This is a genomic window from Rothia kristinae NBRC 15354, assembly GCF_001570865.1.
Lineage (GTDB): Bacteria > Actinomycetota > Actinomycetes > Actinomycetales > Micrococcaceae > Rothia > Rothia kristinae.
Genome location: NZ_BCSM01000021.1, coordinates 1 through 17,761 on the forward strand (window position 1 = coordinate 1; position 17,761 = coordinate 17,761).

13 protein-coding genes, 1 tRNA gene and 1 pseudogene are annotated in these 17,761 nt (G+C 72.3%); 10 read left to right on the plus strand and 5 right to left on the minus strand.

What is annotated here, in order from left to right; all coding sequences use genetic code 11:
• From KKR01S_RS09925 to hrpB, 5 genes are all read left to right on the plus strand, one after another.
• Positions 1-1,698 (plus strand): YhgE/Pip domain-containing protein (locus tag KKR01S_RS09925; RefSeq protein WP_165596171.1); only part of this gene is annotated, 1,698 nt, incomplete at its 5' end.
• Between the two features lie 4 nt (positions 1,699-1,702).
• The gene (locus KKR01S_RS09930) at positions 1,703-2,377 is read left to right on the plus strand and encodes a TetR/AcrR family transcriptional regulator (protein ID WP_058730745.1); all 675 of its coding nucleotides are present in this window, start codon (positions 1,703-1,705) and stop codon (positions 2,375-2,377) included.
• 36 nt (positions 2,378-2,413) lie between these two features.
• Positions 2,414-2,501, plus strand: a tRNA-Ser gene (locus KKR01S_RS09935).
• A 180-nt stretch (positions 2,502-2,681) separates the two neighbouring features.
• A complete protein-coding gene (locus KKR01S_RS09940; protein ID WP_207483643.1) occupies positions 2,682-3,638 on the plus strand; it encodes an ornithine cyclodeaminase family protein in 957 nt (318 codons plus the stop codon).
• A gap of 2 nt (positions 3,639-3,640) precedes the next feature.
• The gene (gene hrpB / locus KKR01S_RS09945) at positions 3,641-6,388 is read left to right on the plus strand and encodes an ATP-dependent helicase HrpB (protein ID WP_081101700.1); all 2,748 of its coding nucleotides are present in this window, start codon (positions 3,641-3,643) and stop codon (positions 6,386-6,388) included.
• Between the two features lie 13 nt (positions 6,389-6,401).
• Here the strand turns inward: hrpB and KKR01S_RS09950 are convergent, their stop codons facing one another.
• Entirely contained in the window at positions 6,402-8,573 is a 2,172-nt protein-coding gene (locus KKR01S_RS09950) for a RecQ family ATP-dependent DNA helicase (RefSeq protein ID WP_058730744.1), read from the minus strand.
• A gap of 138 nt (positions 8,574-8,711) precedes the next feature.
• On the opposite strand from KKR01S_RS09950, the gene KKR01S_RS09955 reads away from it, so the two are divergent.
• Together KKR01S_RS09955 and KKR01S_RS09960 are read left to right on the plus strand one after the other, a co-directional pair.
• Complete coding sequence (locus KKR01S_RS09955) at positions 8,712-9,425, plus strand: VTT domain-containing protein (RefSeq protein WP_081046101.1); 714 nt, start codon at positions 8,712-8,714, stop codon at positions 9,423-9,425.
• A gap of 103 nt (positions 9,426-9,528) precedes the next feature.
• Positions 9,529-10,467, plus strand: coding sequence for an NADP-dependent oxidoreductase (locus tag KKR01S_RS09960; protein WP_099049770.1), 939 nt, complete (start codon positions 9,529-9,531; stop codon positions 10,465-10,467).
• Positions 10,468-10,525: 58 nt separating this feature from the next.
• Here KKR01S_RS09960 and KKR01S_RS09965 read toward each other — a convergent pair whose 3' ends face one another.
• From KKR01S_RS09965 to KKR01S_RS09980, 4 genes are all read right to left on the minus strand, one after another.
• Positions 10,526-11,179: an NAD(P)-dependent oxidoreductase gene (locus KKR01S_RS09965; RefSeq protein WP_061225910.1), complete on the minus strand. Its 654-nt coding sequence runs from the start codon at positions 11,177-11,179 to the stop codon at positions 10,526-10,528.
• 91 nt (positions 11,180-11,270) lie between these two features.
• Complete coding sequence (locus KKR01S_RS09970; protein WP_061225911.1) at positions 11,271-11,855, minus strand: TetR/AcrR family transcriptional regulator; 585 nt, start codon at positions 11,853-11,855, stop codon at positions 11,271-11,273.
• 26 nt (positions 11,856-11,881) lie between these two features.
• A complete protein-coding gene (locus KKR01S_RS09975; protein ID WP_061225912.1) occupies positions 11,882-12,877 on the minus strand; it encodes an SDR family NAD(P)-dependent oxidoreductase in 996 nt (331 codons plus the stop codon).
• Between the two features lie 30 nt (positions 12,878-12,907).
• Complete coding sequence (locus tag KKR01S_RS09980) at positions 12,908-15,265, minus strand: bifunctional metallophosphatase/5'-nucleotidase (RefSeq protein WP_061225913.1); 2,358 nt, start codon at positions 15,263-15,265, stop codon at positions 12,908-12,910.
• Between the two features lie 225 nt (positions 15,266-15,490).
• On the opposite strand from KKR01S_RS09980, the gene KKR01S_RS09985 reads away from it, so the two are divergent.
• The 3 genes and pseudogenes from KKR01S_RS09985 to KKR01S_RS09995 form a co-directional block, all read left to right on the plus strand.
• A complete protein-coding gene (locus KKR01S_RS09985) occupies positions 15,491-16,207 on the plus strand; it encodes a phosphatase PAP2 family protein (protein ID WP_058730572.1) in 717 nt (238 codons plus the stop codon).
• Between the two features lie 155 nt (positions 16,208-16,362).
• On the plus strand, positions 16,363-17,031 hold the full coding sequence (locus KKR01S_RS10845) for a DUF6318 family protein (RefSeq protein WP_131800613.1): 669 nt from the start codon (positions 16,363-16,365) through the stop codon (positions 17,029-17,031).
• A gap of 337 nt (positions 17,032-17,368) precedes the next feature.
• Positions 17,369-17,761, plus strand: a pseudogene (locus tag KKR01S_RS09995) (hypothetical protein); the annotation flags it as partial.

The following is a 17,761-nucleotide window of genomic DNA, read 5'->3' on the forward strand; positions in this document are numbered from 1 at the left end:
GCCACCCAGCTGAAGGACGGCACCGGCAAGCTCGTGACCGGCGCGACCCAGCTGGACCAGGGCATCGGCCAGCTGGACACCCAGCTGAAGGAGTCCGGGATCAGCCAGGTCGGCGACAACCTGACCGGAGTCTGCCGGGACCTGTCCTCGTTCAACGACCAGAAGGCCACCGGTCGCCTGGGCACGGACGTGTCCAACGCCGTCGTGTCCGAGAACGCGAAGATCGTGCGCGAGACCCTGCAGCAGCAGGTCAAGGACGGCACGATCGACCTCACCCAGCAGCAGATCGACGCGATCGTGGGCACCCTGGGCGGGGAGCAGGCGCACCAGCGCATCAACGACGCCACCGCGAAGGGCCTGAACGACTTCGAGGCCACGGACATCGGCAAGGATCTCGCCTCCCTGCGCAGCTCCACCTGCGCGGCCAACGGCGTCTCCCAGATCGCCCAGCAGATCGACCAGCTCACCGGCGGCGTCGCCCAGCTGAAGGACGGCTCCAGCACGCTCGCCCAGGGAGTGAAGTCCGCGGATTCCGCCGCGGGAACGCTGGCCGACGGCGCCAAGACCCTGGACGAGAAGACCGGCGAGCTGGCCGACGGCGCCAAGACCCTGGACGAGAAGACCGGGGAGGCGAAGTCCGGCATCGCGACCCTGGATGAGAAGACCGGCGAGCTGGCCGACGGCGCCAAGACCCTGAACGACAAGACCGGTCAGCTGGTCTCCGGGGTGAACCAGGTGGATGACGGCGCGCAGCAGCTGAACTCCGCGACCGGTGAGCTCACCGACGGCACCGGCCAGCTGGTCAGCGGATCCCAGCAGCTGCTGGACGGGCAGACCCAGGCTCGCGACGGCGCCTACACCCTCGCCTCCGGCACGGACGACGCGGTCTCCGGCGCGACCCAGCTGGATGACGGCGCCGGGCAGCTGCAGAGCGGCTCCTCGGACCTGGAGGACGGGTCGAAGAACCTCACCGACGGGCTGCGCCAGGGCGCGAACAAGGTGCCCAACCTGGATGAGAGCCAGCGCAGCTCGCTGGCCAAGGTCATGTCCGATCCGGTGGCCAACGACCACGACTCGCTGGCCACGGCCGCCAACTACGGCGAGGGCATGGGGCCGTTCTTCATGTCCCTGGCGCTGTGGATCGGCGTGCTGATCACGGGTCAGTTCGTGCGGCCCTCCAATGAGCGGGCGCAGGCGTCGAACACCTCGAACTTCCGGATCATGCTGGGTTCCTGGATCCCGTTCGCCGTGGTCTCCGTGGCGCAGGCCGCGATCCTGTTCACCGTCGTGAAGTTCGCCCTCGGGTTCGAGATGGCCCACCCCTGGCTGGTGCTGTGGTTCATGCTCCTGGTCTCGGTGACGTTCAGCGCGATCGGGCAGGGCCTGATCTTCCTGCTGGGCAATCCGGGCAAGCTCCTGGTGCTGATCCTGCTGATCCTCCAGTTGGTCACCGGCGGCGGTCTGATGCCGTATCAGACCCTGCCCCAGCCGCTGCTGTGGATGCACGACGCCTTCCCGATGGGGCACTCGATCACCGCGATCCGGCGCCTGGCCTACGGGGTGGATGAGTCCTCGGTCTGGACGATCGTGTGGATGATGGTCGGGTACCTGCTGATCGGCATCGCCCTGGGCTTCCTGGGCGCGATCCGCTCCCGAACCTGGACCCTGTCCAAGCTGCACCCCGAGATCGAGGCGTAGGACGATGACCGCTCGCACCGACAACCGCCCCGACGCCGCCGGCACCGCGCCCGCGTCGGGGCGGCGCCCCGGGGCCCGGCGCCCCGGGCGCACCTCCCGCACCCAGCTGAAGCTCTTCGAGGCCGCGATGGTCATCATGAGTGAGAAGGGCCCCACCCAGACCACGGTGGATGAGGTCGCGGCCGCCGCCGGGGTCTCCAAGGGCACCGTCTACTACAACTTCGGCTCCAAGAAGTCGATGGTCGAGGGGCTGATGCGCCACGGCATCCAGCTGGTCCTGGAGGCCATCGAGGACGCACAGGTCGGCGTCGAGGATCCGCGGGAGCGGCTGCGCCGCGGCATCATCGCGGCGCTGCGGTTCCTGGAGGAGCACGGCGGCTTCGCCCGGCTGGCCATCGCCGAGATCTGGCGCCCCTCCGGGTCCCTCTCCGAGGTCATCGGGGATCAGCGGACCCTGCTGCTGGAGCGGGTCACCGAGCTGATCACGGACCTGTCCCGCACCTACCGGGTGAACGAGCACCCGGATCCGCACACCCTGGCCGTGGGGCTGTTCGGCACCACGTTCATGCTCGCGATGGACCGGGAGCTGAGCCGGACCCGACGCACCACCCAGGAGGCCGCCCGCGCCGCGATGACCCTGGTGGACGGGTACATCCAGAGCCCCCTGTCGGAGAGTTGAGCGGGCACCGGCCACCCGGTACAGTGCTTTGACGTTGGTGACGTGTCCGAGCGGCCGAAGGTGCGACACTCGAAATGTCGTGTACGGCAACCCCGTACCGAGGGTTCAAATCCCTCCGTCACCGCGCCGAGCGAAGGCCCCTGCTCCCCGGCATCTCCGGGGAGGCGGGGGTCTTTCGCATACCCCGGGGCGACGGCGCGCTCCCGGATCGTGGGGACGGGCCTGGGTACACTCGGGGCAGGCCAGCACCGTCGATCGGGGCGCTCAGGCACCGGCCGTTCCGCGCCCCGGAAAGGGATGTCCCGTGCCCGCGCAGCCCTCCGCCTTGATCCGCCACGTCGGCGCCGACCAGGTCACCGCCCACCTGCCGATGCGCGCCGCCGTCGACGCCCTGCGCCAGTCCCTCCTGGACGGGCTGGACCCGGCCGAGGATCTCCAGCGGCGTACTGCGCCCCTGAGCCGCGGCCGGTTCCTGATGATGCCCAGCGAGGTCGGCGGCTACGCCGGCATCAAGATCCTCACTCTGTGCCCGGACAACGCCGACCGCGAGCTGCCCACCATCCAGGGCGGCTACCTGCTGCACGACGCCGAGACCCTCTCACCCCTGGCCATGATCGACGGCACCGCCCTGACCGCGGTGCGCACCCCCGCCGTCTCCGCCCTGGGGGTGGACCTGCTGGCCGACGGCGAGGCGCGTGAGCTGATCGTCTTCGGCACCGGCCCCCAGGCGCTGCAGCACGTCCACGCCATCGCCGCGATCCGCCAGATCTCCCGCGTCGGCCTGGTGGGGCGGGACCTCGCCCGCACCCGCGCGGCCGTGGAGAGGCTGCGCCGAGACGGGTACCGGGTGCACGTGGCCCACGCCGACGACACCGCCGGAGCCCCGATCATCGCCTGCTGCACCGCCTCGGCGGATCCCCTGTTCGACGGCTCCGTCGTGGATGAGCGGGCGGTGGTCGTCGCGATGGGCTCCCACACCCCCGACGCCCGGGAGGTGGATGACGCCCTGCTGGCCCGGGCCCGCGTGTACGTGGAGGACCCGGAGACCGCGCTGCGCGAGGCCGGGGAGATCGTGCAGGGGACGGCCTCCGGGATCCTCAGCGCCGAGCGGCTGCGGCCGCTGCGCGAGCTGGTGTGCGCCCCGGGGCCGCAGGACGCCCCCGACGCTCCGGGGCCCGCCCTGTTCAAGACCGTGGGCATGGGGTGGCAGGACCTCGTGACCGCGCGCGCCCTGTACGAGAACCTGCCCGGACGGGGCTGAGCGTGGCCCATCCCTCCCCTCACCGGGCGGGCCCCGGGCCCGACGACGCGGGAACTGCCGATGCGGGCCCCTTCGACCTCCGGCGGATCGGTGCGGACCTGCCCGCCCTGGCGCTGGCACCCCAGATCCGCGGGTGGCTCTCGAGGACGGGGCGGCTGCGCGGCGTCGTCGAGGCCCCGCCCGGCACGGGCAAGACCACGCTGGTGCCGCCCCTCGTCGCGAACCTGCTGGCCGGCCTGGCGGATCGGCCCGGCCGGGTGGTGGTCACCCAGCCGCGACGCATCGCCGCCCGATCGGCCGCGCGCCGCCTGGCGGCGTTGAGCGGCACCCGGCCGGGACAGCTGGTGGGGCACGCCGTGCGCGGCGAACGCGTCATGGGCCCGGATGTGCGAGTGGAGTTCGCGACCACCGGGGTGCTGCTGCGCCGGCTGCTCGCGGACCCGGAGCTGACCGGGGTGGACGCGGTGATCCTGGACGAGGTGCACGAGCGGCATCTGGACTCGGACCTCGCCTTCGCGATGCTGCAGCAGCTGGTGCAGCTGCGGGAGGATCTGGGGCTGCTGCTCATGTCCGCGACTCTCGACGCCCCTCGGTGGGCCCGGCTGCTGGGCGCTCCCGGTTCCGACAGCCGGGCCGATGCTCCGGCCCCGATCGCCTCGGTGGATGCCGCGATCCACCCGCTGGAGGAGCGCTGGGCTCCCGCCGCGGGGCCGGCGCAGGACACCCGCGGCGTCGCCGAGGCCTTCCTCGCCCACGTGGCCTCGGTGGTGCGCGAACATCACCAAACCGCTCCGGCCGGCTCCGCGAGCGGAGCCTCCCGCGGGGTCGGGTCCCGGGTATCAGACTCCGCCGGGGAGGCGGGTTCCGTGGGCGACACCCTGGTCTTCCTGCCCGGGGCGCGGGAGATCGAGCGGGTCGCGAGCCGGCTGCGGGATCTGCCGACCCCGGTGCTCACCCTCACCGGCTCCACCCCCGCCGCCGAGCAGGACCGCATCCTGGACCCGGCCTCGGGCGGGACGGGCCGCATCATCCTGGCGACGAACCTGGCCGAATCCGCCCTGACCGTGCCCGGGGTGCGGCAGGTGGTGGACGCGGGACTGGACCGGCAGGCCCGCGTGGATACCGTGCGCGGCATGAGCGGGCTGGTCACGGTGGGCGCGTCCAAGGCCGCGATGACCCAGCGAGCCGGGCGCGCGGCCCGCGAGGCCCCGGGCGTCGCCATCCGCTGCATGTCCGCAGCGGAATATGCGGCGCGGCCCGCGGACACCCCGCCGGAGATCGCCACGGCCGAGCTGACCGGGGCCGTCCTGGACCTGGCCTGCTGGGGGACTCCGGACGGGGTGGGTCTGGCGCTGCCGGATCCCCTTCCGCAGCGGACCCGCGCCCTGGCCCACCGCGAGCTCGCGGCTCTGGGAGCGCTGGATGAGGCCGGGGAGGCCACCGCCCTGGGTCGGCGCCTGGCCGAGGTGCCGGCTGATCCGCACCTGGCCCGGGGTCTGTTCGACGGCGCCGCCTTGGTCGGCTCCCGGGCCGCCGCGGAGGTCGTGGCCGCGCTGGCCGGCGACCAGCGCGCCCCCGGGACGGACCTGACCGCCCTGATCCGCAGGCTGCGTCAGGACCGGGACCGGACCTGGCTGCGGGAAGCCCGCAGGCTGGAGCTGCTGCTCTCCGAAGGGCACGACGACGACCACGGAGACGGGCCCGGTGAGGACTCCTCTGGGCCATCCGACGCGGCGGATGCCGCCGCGGCCGGGCTGGTCACCGCCCTGTCCTTCCCGCAGCGGATCGCCCGCCTTCGTCCCGGCACGGAGCGGGAGTATCTGATGGCCTCGGGCACCGCCGCCGAGCTGCCGCGCGAGACCGCCTGGGCCGGGCAGGAATGGCTGGCCGTGGCCGAGGTGCAGCTGATCGGCGAACGGGCCCTGATCCGCTCGGCCGCGGACATCGACCGGGAGACCGCCGAGCTGGCCGCCGGCTCCCTGCTGGTCACGGAGCGGACGGGGAGCTTCGCTGCCGGGAGGGTCACGGCGCGGGAGGTGACCCGGCTCGGAGGCATCGAGCTGTCCGCCACCCCGGTGCGCCCGACCCGGCAGATGGGGCGCCGCGCCGTCGCCGAGTCCCTGGCCCGGGAGGGGCTGATGCGGGTGCTGCGTCCCGGTGAGGGCTTCGAGGCCCTCCGGTCCCGACTGGGGCTGCTGCACCGGGTGCTCGGGGAGCCCTGGCCCTCGATGCTGCCGGCCGACCTGGCGCAGACGGCAGAGGATTGGCTGGGTCCGGAGCTGGAGCAGATCGCCGAGGGAACGCCCGCCGCCCGGGTGGATGCGGTGTCGGCGCTGCGTCGGCTGCTCCCGTGGCCCCAGGCCTCCCGGCTGGAGGAGCTGGTGCCGGAGCGGATCCGGGTGCCCTCCGGGGCGGCGATCCGTCTGACCTACCCGGCCCCGGAGGAGCACGACGGACAGCCCGGGGCCCACCCCGCTCCGCCCGTGCTGGCCGTGAAATTACAGGAATGCTTCGGCTGGGCCGAGGGCCCGCGCGTGGTGGACGGCAGGGTGCCGGTGCTCCTGCACCTGCTCTCCCCGGCCCGTCGACCCCTGGCGGTCACGGCGGACCTGCGGTCCTTCTGGGAGAACGCCTACCCCCAGGTGCGGGCGGAGAACCGGGCGAAGTACCGCAAGCACCCGTGGCCGGAGGACCCGTGGAACGCGGTGCCGACCGCCAAGACCAACCGCCGCCTGGCCGAGGGCGGCTGACGGCCCGCCCCGGCTACCCGCGCATCGCCAGGGCGAAGGGTAGCACCGCCGGCGCCCCGGCCAACCGCAGCTGCCGGGCGGCCACGGTGAGGGTCCAGCGGGTGTCCACGAGGTCATCCACCAGCAGCACCGGGCCCTCCACCTCGGCCAGTCGCGCCGCCAGCTCCGGGCCGACGCCGAAGCGCCCCCACACCCCCGCCAGGCTGTAGGCGCTGTTCCCGCCGCGCGGTCCCGGCGGAACCGCCCCATCCAGCTCCAGGGCCCCCAGATACGGCAGACGCCCTGCCGCAGCCAGGCCCCGGGCCAGGGAGTCCACCAGCCGCGGCCGGGAGACCGAGGGCACCGCGACCACCCCCGCGGGTCGGGCGGCCCAGTCCCACTCGGCCAGCACGCCCACGCAGGCCCGGCCCACATCCGACGGGACCTCTCGGTCCACGGGGTGTCCTGCGTCGTCGGCGGCGAAGATCTCCCGCAGCCGGTTGCCCCATCCCAGATCCGTCAGGCGGGCCAGGGCCCGGCCCCGCTCGGCGCGCTCCTGCTCCGGGATCCTCCCCCTGACCTCCAGGCCCAGGGTCGCCATGCCGCTGGGCCACTGCGAGCGCGCCTCGATCGGGACCCCCACCCGCACCAGACCGTGCTCGGCCCGGCGCACGGCCTCCTCATCCGCCCCCGTCGGATACCAGGGTCCGGCGCACACGTCGCACCGGCCGCACGGGGCGGCGTCAGGATCATCCAGCTGGGCGGCGAGGAACTGCATGCGGCACATCCGCCCGGCCTCGTACTCCAGCATCGCGTCCTGCTCGGCCCGGCGCGCCTGGGCGATCCGCTCGTACCGGGCGGCGTCGTAGGTCCAGGACGCACCGGTGCCGGCCCAGCCGCCGGAGACCTTCTCCACCGCCCCGTCCACGGCCAGCACCTTCAGCAGCAGCTCCAGCGAGGAGCGCTTCACATCCACCGCGGCCTCCAGCGCCGCCACGGACATCGGCCCACCGGCCCGACCCAGGGCCCCCAGGATGCGGTGGGCGTTCTCCTCGGTGGGCATCGAGGCGGTGGCGAAGTATCGCCAGATCTCCCGGTCCTCCTTCCCGGGCAGCAGGAGCACGTCCGCGCTGTCCGTGGCGCGCCCCGCACGCCCCACCTGCTGGTAGTAGGCCACGGGAGAGCTCGGCGCGCCCAGATGCACGACGAAGCCCAGGTCCGGCTTGTCGAAGCCCATCCCCAGCGCGGAGGTAGCCACCAGCGCCTTGACCCGATTCTCCTTCAGGGCGGACTCCGCCTGCTCCCGATCCTGCGCGTCCGTGCGGCCGGTGTAGGCCAGCACCTCGTGCCCCGCCTCGGCGAGGATGCGGGCGGTGTCCTCCGCGGCGGAGACGGTCAGGGCGTAGACGATGCCGCTGCCCGGCAGATCCCCCAGGTGCGCCAGCAGCCACGCGATCCGGGCGGCGTTGTCCGGCAGGCTCAGCACCCCCAGGCGCAGGGAATCCCGGGCCAGGGGGCCGCGCAGGGTGAACACCTCCTGACCCACCCCCAGCTGCTCCTCGATGTCCGCGACCACCCGGCGGTTGGCCGTGGCCGTGGTGGCCAGCACCGGCACCCCGGCAGGCAGGGCGCGGATCAGATCCCGGATGCGCCGGTAGTCCGGGCGGAAGTCGTGGCCCCAGTCGGAGATGCAGTGGGCCTCATCCACCACCAGCAGGGAGCAGGTGCGCATCAGCTGCGGCATCCACTCCTCGCGGAACCGGGGGTTGTTCAGCCGCTCCGGGCTGACCAGCAGCACGTCCAGCTCTCCCGCGCGCACCCGGTCCTGGATCTGCGCCCACTCGGTGGCGTTCGCGGAGTTCACGGCGGCAGCGCGCACCCCCGCCCGCTCGGCCGCGGCCACCTGGTCCCGCATCAGCGCCAGCAGCGGGGAGATGATCAGGGCCGGTCCCCCGCCCTCCTGGCGCAGCAACAGCGCGGAGAGGAAGTACACCGCGGACTTGCCCCACCCGGTGCGCTGGACCACCAGGGCCCGGGCGCGGTCCGCGACCAGCGCGCGGATCGCCTCGAACTGGCCCGGATGGAAGTCAGCAGACGGGTTGCCGGTCAGTGCCCGCAGGGCCATCAGGGCCCGTTCGCGCAGGGCGGCGTCGGGATCGGGCTGGGCGGGATCGAGGCTGGGCCGGGCGGCGTCGTGGGTGTCCATGACCCCATGGTGGCACCGGCGACTGACACGGCGAAGCCCCCGCCAGGCTCCTGTGGATACGGCCGGTGATTCTCAGCCGCGCCACAGCGCCGGGCGCGTACCATGGGGTGACCCCGACCGACCACCGGAAACGGACCCATGACACCTCTGCTGGATCTCGCCGCCCACGTCGCGGCCCTGCCCACGGCACCCCTCGGCCTGTTCGGGGTGGACCTGGAGCAGCTGCTGGCCGATGCCGGCCCGTGGGTGCTCGGCGTCGTCGCCCTGATGATCTTCATCGAATCCGGCGTGCTTTTCCCGTTCCTGCCGGGGGATTCGCTGCTGTTCACCACCGGATTGCTGCACCAGCAGCTCGGGCTGAACCTGGCCGTGCTGCTGCTGACCGTGGCCGCCGCCGCGGTGCTCGGGGACCAGGTGGGGTACATGCTGGGACGGTGGTTCGGGCGCAGGCTCTTCTCCCCCACCGGGCGCATCCTCAACTACGAGAACCTGGACAAGGCCAGCGCGTTCTTCGCCCGCTACGGCGGCAAGGCGCTGGTGCTGGCCCGCTTCGTGCCGATCGTGCGCACCTTCGTCCCGCTCACCGCGGGCATGGCCCACTACCGCTACCGGGACTTCGCCAAGTGGAACATCACCGGCGCCCTGCTGTGGGTGCTGCTGCTGACCTTCGCCGGCGTGTGGCTGGGCAACGTGACCTTCATCCGCGAGCACGTAGACCTCATCGTCATCGTCATCGTGCTGGTCTCCGTGATCCCCGTGGGCCTGGAGATCTGGCGGGAGAACCGCAAGGCCAAGGTGCGGCTGGCCGCCTATCAGGAGGAGCACGGACAGCCGCTGAACCCGGAGTCCTGAACCGGCGGCACCGCCGCAGGCCACCGTCGCGACACGGCCGGGAGACGGCCGGAATGCGGACCGGCCGCACTCGGTTGCACTGCCCATGACCCAACAGCAGAGCATGAGCGCGCAGACCTACTCCTCCTTCGGCGACGACGCCGTCCTGCAGCTGCAGGAGCGTCCCCTCCCGGAGGTCGGGCCGGGCGAGGTCCTGGTCCGGGTCCGCACCGCGGGGATCAACCCGGTGGACTGGAAGATCATGTCCGGCGGCCTGTCCTCCCTGATGCACACGGAGTTCCCGGTGGTGCCGGGGTGGGACGTCGCCGGCGTCGTCGCCGCGACCGGCATCGACACCCCCGGTCTGTCCGAGGGCGATGAGGTCATCGCCTACAACCGGCGGGACTGGATCCACCACGGCACCTTCGCCGAATACACCACCGTCCCCGCCCGGGCCCTCGCCCGCAAGCCCGCCGCGCTGGACTGGGACCAGGCCGGGGGTCTGCCGCTGGCGGGCCTGACCGCGCTGCAGGTGCTGACCCGGCTGGGGCTCTCCCGCGATCCGCAGGAGAACCGCGGCACGACCGTCCTGATCCACGGGGCCTCCGGCGGCGTCGGCTCGATGGGCGTGCAGATCGCCGCGGCCTACGGCGCCCGGGTGATCGGCACGGCTTCGCAGCGCAACCACGCCTGGCTGCGTGAGCTCGGGGCCGAGCCGGTGGAGTACGGGGAGGGCCTCGCCCAGCGGGTGCGCGAGCTCGCCCCGGACGGGGTGCAGATCGTCGCGGACTTCGTCGGCGGTGTCGTGGAGACCACCACCGCGGTGCTGGCCGAGGGCGGCGCCCACGCCTCGATCGCCGACCCGGAGGTGCTGGAGCACGGCGGGCAGTGGCTGTGGGTCCACCCCGATGCCGAGGGGCTGGCCGAGCTGGCCCGCCTGGCCGAGGACGGCGCGCTGACCGTGCGCGTGGCGGACACCTTCCCGCTGGACCGGCTGCCCGAGGCCTTCGCCGCCAGCCGCGAGGGCCACACGGCGGGGAAGATCGTGCTGCGCGTCTCCTGAGCCCCGCGGTCCGGCCCCTGGGGCCGGCCCGCGGACGGGCCCCCGGGCTGACGCGGCCTCAGTCCCGGGCCGGCTTCCAGCCCTTCCGGGTCGTGATCAGCAGACGCTGACCGGCAGCATCCGGGTCCACGGCCACCCGCAGCAGGGCGACCGCGGCGGCATCGAAGGGCAGGGTGGGCAGCCCCGGCACGGTGGCCACCGCATCGAGGGGCTCGACGGCGGCCTCCTCCCGCGCCGGGGCGTCCTTGAGGTTCACGGGGTAGACGATCGTGTGCTCCAACCCCGAGTCGATCAGCAGCCGGTCCGCGGCCTCCTTGTCCGCCAGGAATCCGCGCAACGCGGTGCGGTAGATCCCGCGGGCGAACCACGAAGCCTTCTGCGCGGTGTCTCCGGCGCCGAACACCGACGTGAGCACCACCCGGCCGGCTCCGGCGGCCCGCACGGCCTCGAGGATGGACGGGAGGCTGCGCTGCATGAAGGTGCGGTCCTTCATCGGGCCGGTCACCGCCACGATCACGACCTCGGCGTCTCGGGCCGCGCCGGTCAAGGCCTCGACATCGTCGAGCTGGCCGCCGACGATCTCCAGACCGTCCCTGGCGGTGAGGGCTTCGGGGCGGCGGACGTAGGCGGTGACGCGGTGCCCGGCGTCGAGGGCCTGGGCGAGGATGCGGGAGCCGACGTTTCCGGTGGCACCGAGCAGCAGGATGTTCACGGGAGTTCTCCTCAGGGGATGGGGGTGGGTGTGGGGTTGGTGCGGTCTCAGACCCGCGGTCCGGGCTCTGACGTCGGGGGAGGGACGATCTCTAGGGCAGGGGGCGATCCAGCACGGCCTCCAGGGCGGCGAGACAGCGCTCGATCAGCTCGCCTCGATAGGCTCCGGGAGCGTGCCTGCGCGTCGTCGCCAGGTGCTCGACCAACGCCAGCCAGCCTCCGATCAGCACACGGGTTTCCGCGGTGTCCGGGACGCCGGTGAGCTCGATGATGCGCCGCAGCTGGACGTCGTGGTTGGCGGCGGTGATCACGTGCACTCCGGCGACGGTGTCCGCGGTGGGGGCGTACAGCTCCCGGATGCCTCCGGAGCTGGCGTCGAAGGCCTGGAAATAGGCGTCCAACGCGCGTCGGGCCGCCTCACGAGGGCTGAGTCCGACGGCGGGTTCGGTGGCCTCGAGCAGACGCCGGGACTCCTCGGCCAACACCGCCTCGACCAGCGCCTCCTTGCCGGGAAAGTAGTGGTAGAGCAGGGCCCGGCCGATCCCGGCCTCCTGGGCCACCGCACTCATGGAGAGGTTCCCGACGCCGCCCTCGGCCAACAGCCGGGTGGCCACGCGCAGCAGCTGCGCGCGCCGGCCTTCGGAGCTCAGTCGCGTCCGCGACGGCTTATTGGACATGTGTCCAATATAGGACCATCCAGTGCTCAGCGGAAGTACCGGGCCAGGACCGCGTCCTTCAGGCGGGGCGGGGCGGCCGCCGCGATCAGGCGGGCCGCGCCGACGCCGCGCCCCAGGGAGTACCGGGCCCGCGGATGGGAGGCGGTGGCCGCGTCGATGATCCGGCGGGCCGCCCGCGCCGGATCCAGACCCCGCGGGGCCCGGCGCTCGGCCCGGTCCGCGACCCGCGCGGCCAGCGCCTCGTAGCGGCCGCCGCGCGCCGCCTCCCGCAGCTCCTGCGCCTCGCGGCGCTGCCACCCGGTGTCCACCGGGCCGGGCCGGATCTCCACCACATCGATGCCGCTGCCGCGCAGCTCCAGGCGCAGCGTGTCCGCCAGCGAGGCCAGCGCCGCCTTGGAGGCGCAGTACCACCCGCTCATCGGCTGGTGCAGATCCGCGGCCACGGAGGTCACCAGCACGATCCGCGGCTGGCGGTCGACGTCGGTGGGCCGGGTGTCGACGGCCCGGCGCATCCCGGGGAGCAGCGCCCGCGTCAGGGAGATCGGGCCGAGCACGTTGGCGCGCAGCTGGCGGGTCGCGGCGTCGTCGTCGACCTCTTCGAGGGCGCCCTGCTGCCCGTACCCGGCGTTGTGCACCAGCAGGTGGGGGCCGGGGCCGAGCTCGCGGATGCTCGCCGCGGCCCGCCGGATCGACTCCTCATCCGCCAGGTCCAGGACCACCGGCAGGGCCCCGCGGGTCCGCAGCGGCTCCAGGCTGTCCTCGGAGCGGGCGGTGACGACGACGCGGAACCCGGCGTCCAGCAGCCCCTCGGCCACCAGCCGCCCGATGCCGCGGGAGGCCCCGGTGACGACGGCGAGCGGTCCCCGCCGATCCCCCGGGCCCCCGTGATGTGGGCCCCCGTCATGCGGACTCCGGTGATGCGGGGTCCCGCCGTTCGGATCTCCGGGGGACTCGGGGCGCTCCTCCGCCGGGCCCGCCGATCCGGTCTGCGGGGAGAGGGGTCTGCGCTGGTTCGCCATCATGGCGCCGAGTCTAGGCTCCCGTGAAATCGCTCAGCGGGTGCGTCTCGGACGGATCAGCACCAGGGCCGCACCGGTCCCGAGCACGAGCAGACCGGCCAGGACCATCCGCACCGGATCCTGGGCGCCGGTCCTCGCCAGCCCGCCCGGCCCCGTCTCGGCGGAGTCGGCCGCGACCCCGTTCGGCTCCACGCTCAGGGCGCCGCCGGAGGGCAGGTCATCGCTCCCACCCCCTCCGATCCCGGCCCGGCCGTCAGAGGCGGAGGGTCCCGGTGCGGGGAGATCCGGCCCCGCCGTGGCCGTCGGAGCGGCGGTGGGGACCGGTTCGCCCGTCGGGACAGGGCCCGGCGCGCTGGTCGGCGCGCCCGTCGGGGCCGGCGTCGGCTCACTCGTCGGAGCAGGGCTCGACTCCGGCGTCGGCTCGGCCCCGGCTCCGGTGAAGTCGGCGTTCATCACCACGTGCGTGCCGGTGGTCGGCTCGGTCAGCTCGACCTCGTGCGTCCCGGCGTCCAGGCCCAGCCCGGACAGCGGCACGGAGACCTCCGCGGCGCCGTCTCGCACGGAAACCTCACCGGCGTCGCGCCCGCCGATGCGCACGCTCAGCCGCTCGGGAGTCGGGATCCCGGGGGAGGCGACGGCGAGGTCGGAGACCCACACCGTGTACATGCCGGAGAGGTCATATGCCTCCGGCTTCTCGGACACCCGGACGGCCTGCTTCTCCGGTCGCGGCGTCACGACCCCGAGCTCGCGCAGGTAGTCCTGGAAGGCGTCGGAGTCCACGACGGCGGTGTCCTTGGCGTTCGTCCCCTGGGCGAGGGTGGAGAAGTTATCCCCGCCGCCGAGCAGGAAGGAGGGCAGGGCCACGGTGTAGGTGCGCCCCTCCTCCAGGGGCTTCCCGTCGATGCGCACCTCGTCGATGTTGTCGCCGCGGGTCGCGTAGCCGGCGGCACCGGGCTCGCCGGTGTAGGTGTAGGTGACGTTGGAGGACAGCCCCAGCTGCAGGTACGGGCGGGTGGCCATGGATCCGGCGTTGTCCTGCTGCCACTGCTCCTCGAGCACCTGGCGCAGCTGGGCGCCGGTCAGCTGCGTGGTCCAGAGGTTGTTGGCGAAGGGCAGCACGGAGACGGCGTCGGCCACGGTGATCTGATCCGCGGTGACGGAGGGGTCGCTGCGCAGACCCGCCGGGAACTCGTCGCGCAGACCGCCGGGGTTGACGATGGCCAGATCCGCGGGAGTCCGCCCCGTGCCGTTCGCCGCGTGCAGGTACATGTCCGCGACGAGGTGTCCCATGGTCGATTCCCGGTCGCGCTGGTCGAAGCCGCCCTTGGCCTCGGCCTGGTCCGGGTCCCAGCCGGTGGTCACGGGGGCGGCGAGGTCGGCGAGCTTCCGACTGCCGATGCGATCGGCGTGCTCCTTCGCGTCGGTGAGCACGCGCTGCGCCTGCTGCAGGACGGGGTCCGCCGCGATGGTCTGGGCGTTCGGGATCTTCTTGGGATTGGCGATCAGCTCGGCCCGGGCGCCGCGCACCTCGTGCCGGGTATCCAGGGTGAGGGTGACGGCGCCGAGGTTGTCCCCGTAGTTGCCGGTCTGCAGGACGGGGCGCTGCCCGGGTCCGGTCTGGCCGCCGGGCGGCAGCACGTACTCCTCGTGGGTGTGTCCGGTGAAGATGACGTCCACGGCGGGGCTGGTCTGGGTGACGATGCGGTCCTGGGGATCGTCCGTGCGCACCCCCTCGTGGTATTCGGCGACGATGACGTCGGCTTCGCCGTTGTCGGGGTCGCCGTCGCTGAGCTGCTCGGCGTAGCGGTTGGTGGCGGCCACGGGATCGGTGAACTCCATGCCGCCCAGCGCGGAGGGGTCCACCAGCTGGGGCGTCTCGGCGGTGACGGAGCCGATCACGGCGACTCTCACGCCGTCGTCGGTCTGGAGGATGGTGTAGGGCTTGAGCACGGGGTCCCCGGTGGCGGGGTCGACGACGTTGGCGCCGAGGATCGGGAAGTCCGCGTGCTCGGAGATGCGCCCGGTGAGGTCAGCCAGGCCCTTGTCGAATTCGTGGTTGCCGGCGGCGCTGGCCTGCAGACCGAGGGCGTTGAGGTAGTCCAGGGTCGGCTCGTCGTCCTGGACGGAGGAGACGAACAGGCTCGCGGAGACGTTGTCCCCCGCGGAGAGGAAGAGGCTGTTGGGGTGTGCGGCGCGCTGCTGCTGCAGGGTGGCGACCAGGCCCATCCCGATCTCCGGGGTGATGCGGCCGTGGAAGTCGTTGATGTTGAACAGGGTGAACTCGGTGGTCCCGGCTTCCTCGGCGGCATGGGCGGCGGGCGCGGCAGGCAGCAGGACGAGCAGGGCGGCGACGGCGGCCCCGGCACCCGAGCGCAGATGGCGGATGGTCATGGGTTACCCCCGGAAGAGACGGTGCGAGTGATGTGCGCAACTGTACCGAGTGCGGGTGAACCGCGGGTGAACACCCCGGGCTGCTGTGGACGACGCGCGGCGTTCCGGGCTTCTCCCCGGGTGATTCCAGCCGGGGTCCAGCACCGCCTCCTATCCTGTGCCGTTGGACCGATCCCGTGCTGCCGCAGCCTGCCGCCGCGAGGAGACCCGACGAGGAGCGAGCACATGGCACAGGGAAGCAGACGGCGCGACGTCGTCGTGGGGACGATGCTGCTGGCGTTGGGTGCGGTGGGCACCTGGCGGATCTGGGACTGGGAGGTCGAGGGCGAGCATCTGGCGCTGTTCGATCATCCTCTCCAGCGCCTGGCGGCCGCCGACCAGCATCGGATCCTGGACGAGGCGGCCACCGCGGTGACGTGGGCAGCGACGCCGGAGGTGATCCCGATCCTCGCGGTGCTCGCCGCGATCCCCTGGTTCTTCAGGACCCGCCGCCGGGACCCCCTCCTGTTCGCCGGGGCCGTGGTGCTGGCCAGCGTCTCGGTCACGGCGCTGAAGGTCCTGGTGGCCCGGACCCGGCCGCCGGCGGCCTTCATGGTGGACGGCGCGGACCGCAGCTTCTCCTTCCCCAGCGGGCACACCTGCCTGTTCGCCACGGCCGCCCTGGTGCTGGCGTGGCTGCTGACCCGTGGGCGGGCGCGGGGCCCGCGTCTCCTGGCCTTTGCGATGGCAGCGCTGGCCTCGGGCACGGTCGCGGCCTCCCGGATCTACCTGGGGTATCACTGGCTCACGGATGTGTGCGCCTCCCTGGGGATCGCGGTGGCGCTGCTCGGCGCGGTGATGCTGACCGACGCGGCTCTGCCGCGGGGTGCGGCGGCCCCGGGACCCTCGCGACGGCGAGGCCGGGCGCGCCCTGCGCGAGACGGCGCTCCCGTTCCCGAATAGCCCTCGACCGGGAACGGATGCGCCGGGTCGGTGGGGTGGGCGGTCCGGGGTGTGGAAAACCTTCCGGGCCGGGTGCGGGATGGGCTAGTCTCGGGGGACCTGAGTGATTCACCTCGCATGATCACCGTCTGACCCTCGAGCACCCGGAGGCTCCCGTGGCCCGTTCGCACCGTCCCGCATCATCCCTGGCGCCCCTGGTCCTGGCCGGCGCCCTCCTGTTGTCCGGTTGCGGGGGTGAGAGCAGCGGTGAGGTGGTCGGCACCGCGGACCCGCGGGCATCGGCCAGCGCCTCGGCCAGTGCTTCGTCCTCGGCGTCGGCGTCCTCCACCGGGTACGAGAAGGCGACCCCGGAGCACCCGGCCCGCAACGTGCCGGTGCCGACCCTGCCGGAAGCCGCCAAGGAGGAGACCTTCGACGGCGCCAAGGCCTTCATGCAGTACTGGCAGGACTCGATGCAGTACCTGGTCCAGACCGGAGACAAGCAGTACGCGGCGGATGCCGTCAGCGCCGACGCTCCAGGATATGCAGAATTATTCGACAAATTCGGTGAATACTACAAAAATGGGCAATGGGTCACCGAGGGGTTACCCTCGTACCGGCTCGAAAGCGATGGATACTGGGGCCGCGTGGAGGGCTATTACATACTTTATGTATATCAATCTCGCCCTGACGGCAGGCTGTGGGATAGGAGTGGAAACTCTAAAAGAATTCCAGGAAACTCATATAATGGCCAGCCTCAGAATATTTACCTCGATTATACAGATGGTGAGTGGAAATTAATTCGCATTTCTGACATACAGGATATTGATTACGGTGACAATTAGAAAAGGATTTCTTTCCTTCATCTTCGCTTTTCTCATCGTATGCCAATTCTCTCCTAGCTTCGCCGCTGAGGAGGATGAGACATGGGGGAATACTCGCGGTGGAGAAATACACATCGGCGGTCGAGGGACAACCCCCGGCGGAAAACCCACGGAACCTGCCCCCGGAGGAAGCGGCAACGGTGGGGGTGGGGGATCCTCCAGCGCTGTCGCACCTGAGGACCCCTACGAGTACTACGCACACTATGGATGCCCCCTGCCCGGTACCGAGGCAGCGGATGACTACTGCTCACTGAACAGATCCTGCGATCTCGAGGACGACAAGAAAGGCGTCGTCCATGTGGTCCACCGGCGCCTGAAGTCCGGCGGAGAATGGGAGCGCACCGAGACACAGTACTGCGCCGCTCCCGGATCCCAGTCCCCCGAGGATGCCGCCGAAAGAGTCACGGCACCGCCGACCCCGACCGTCACCGCCGAGGACCTGAAGAAGATGCCCATCCACCCGGGAACCGTGAGCATCCAGCCCGGCCCCAACACGCTGAAGAACTACCACACCAACATCTACACCGACAGCCGCCCCCAGGAACTGGAGATCACCCTGCTGGGGCAGCCGGTGCGGGTGCGAGCCACCCCGGTCTCCTACACCTTCGACTACGGCGACGGCACCACCACCGGACCCACCACGGACCCCGGCCGGGCCTTACCGGAGAACAGCTGGGACACCCCGACCTCC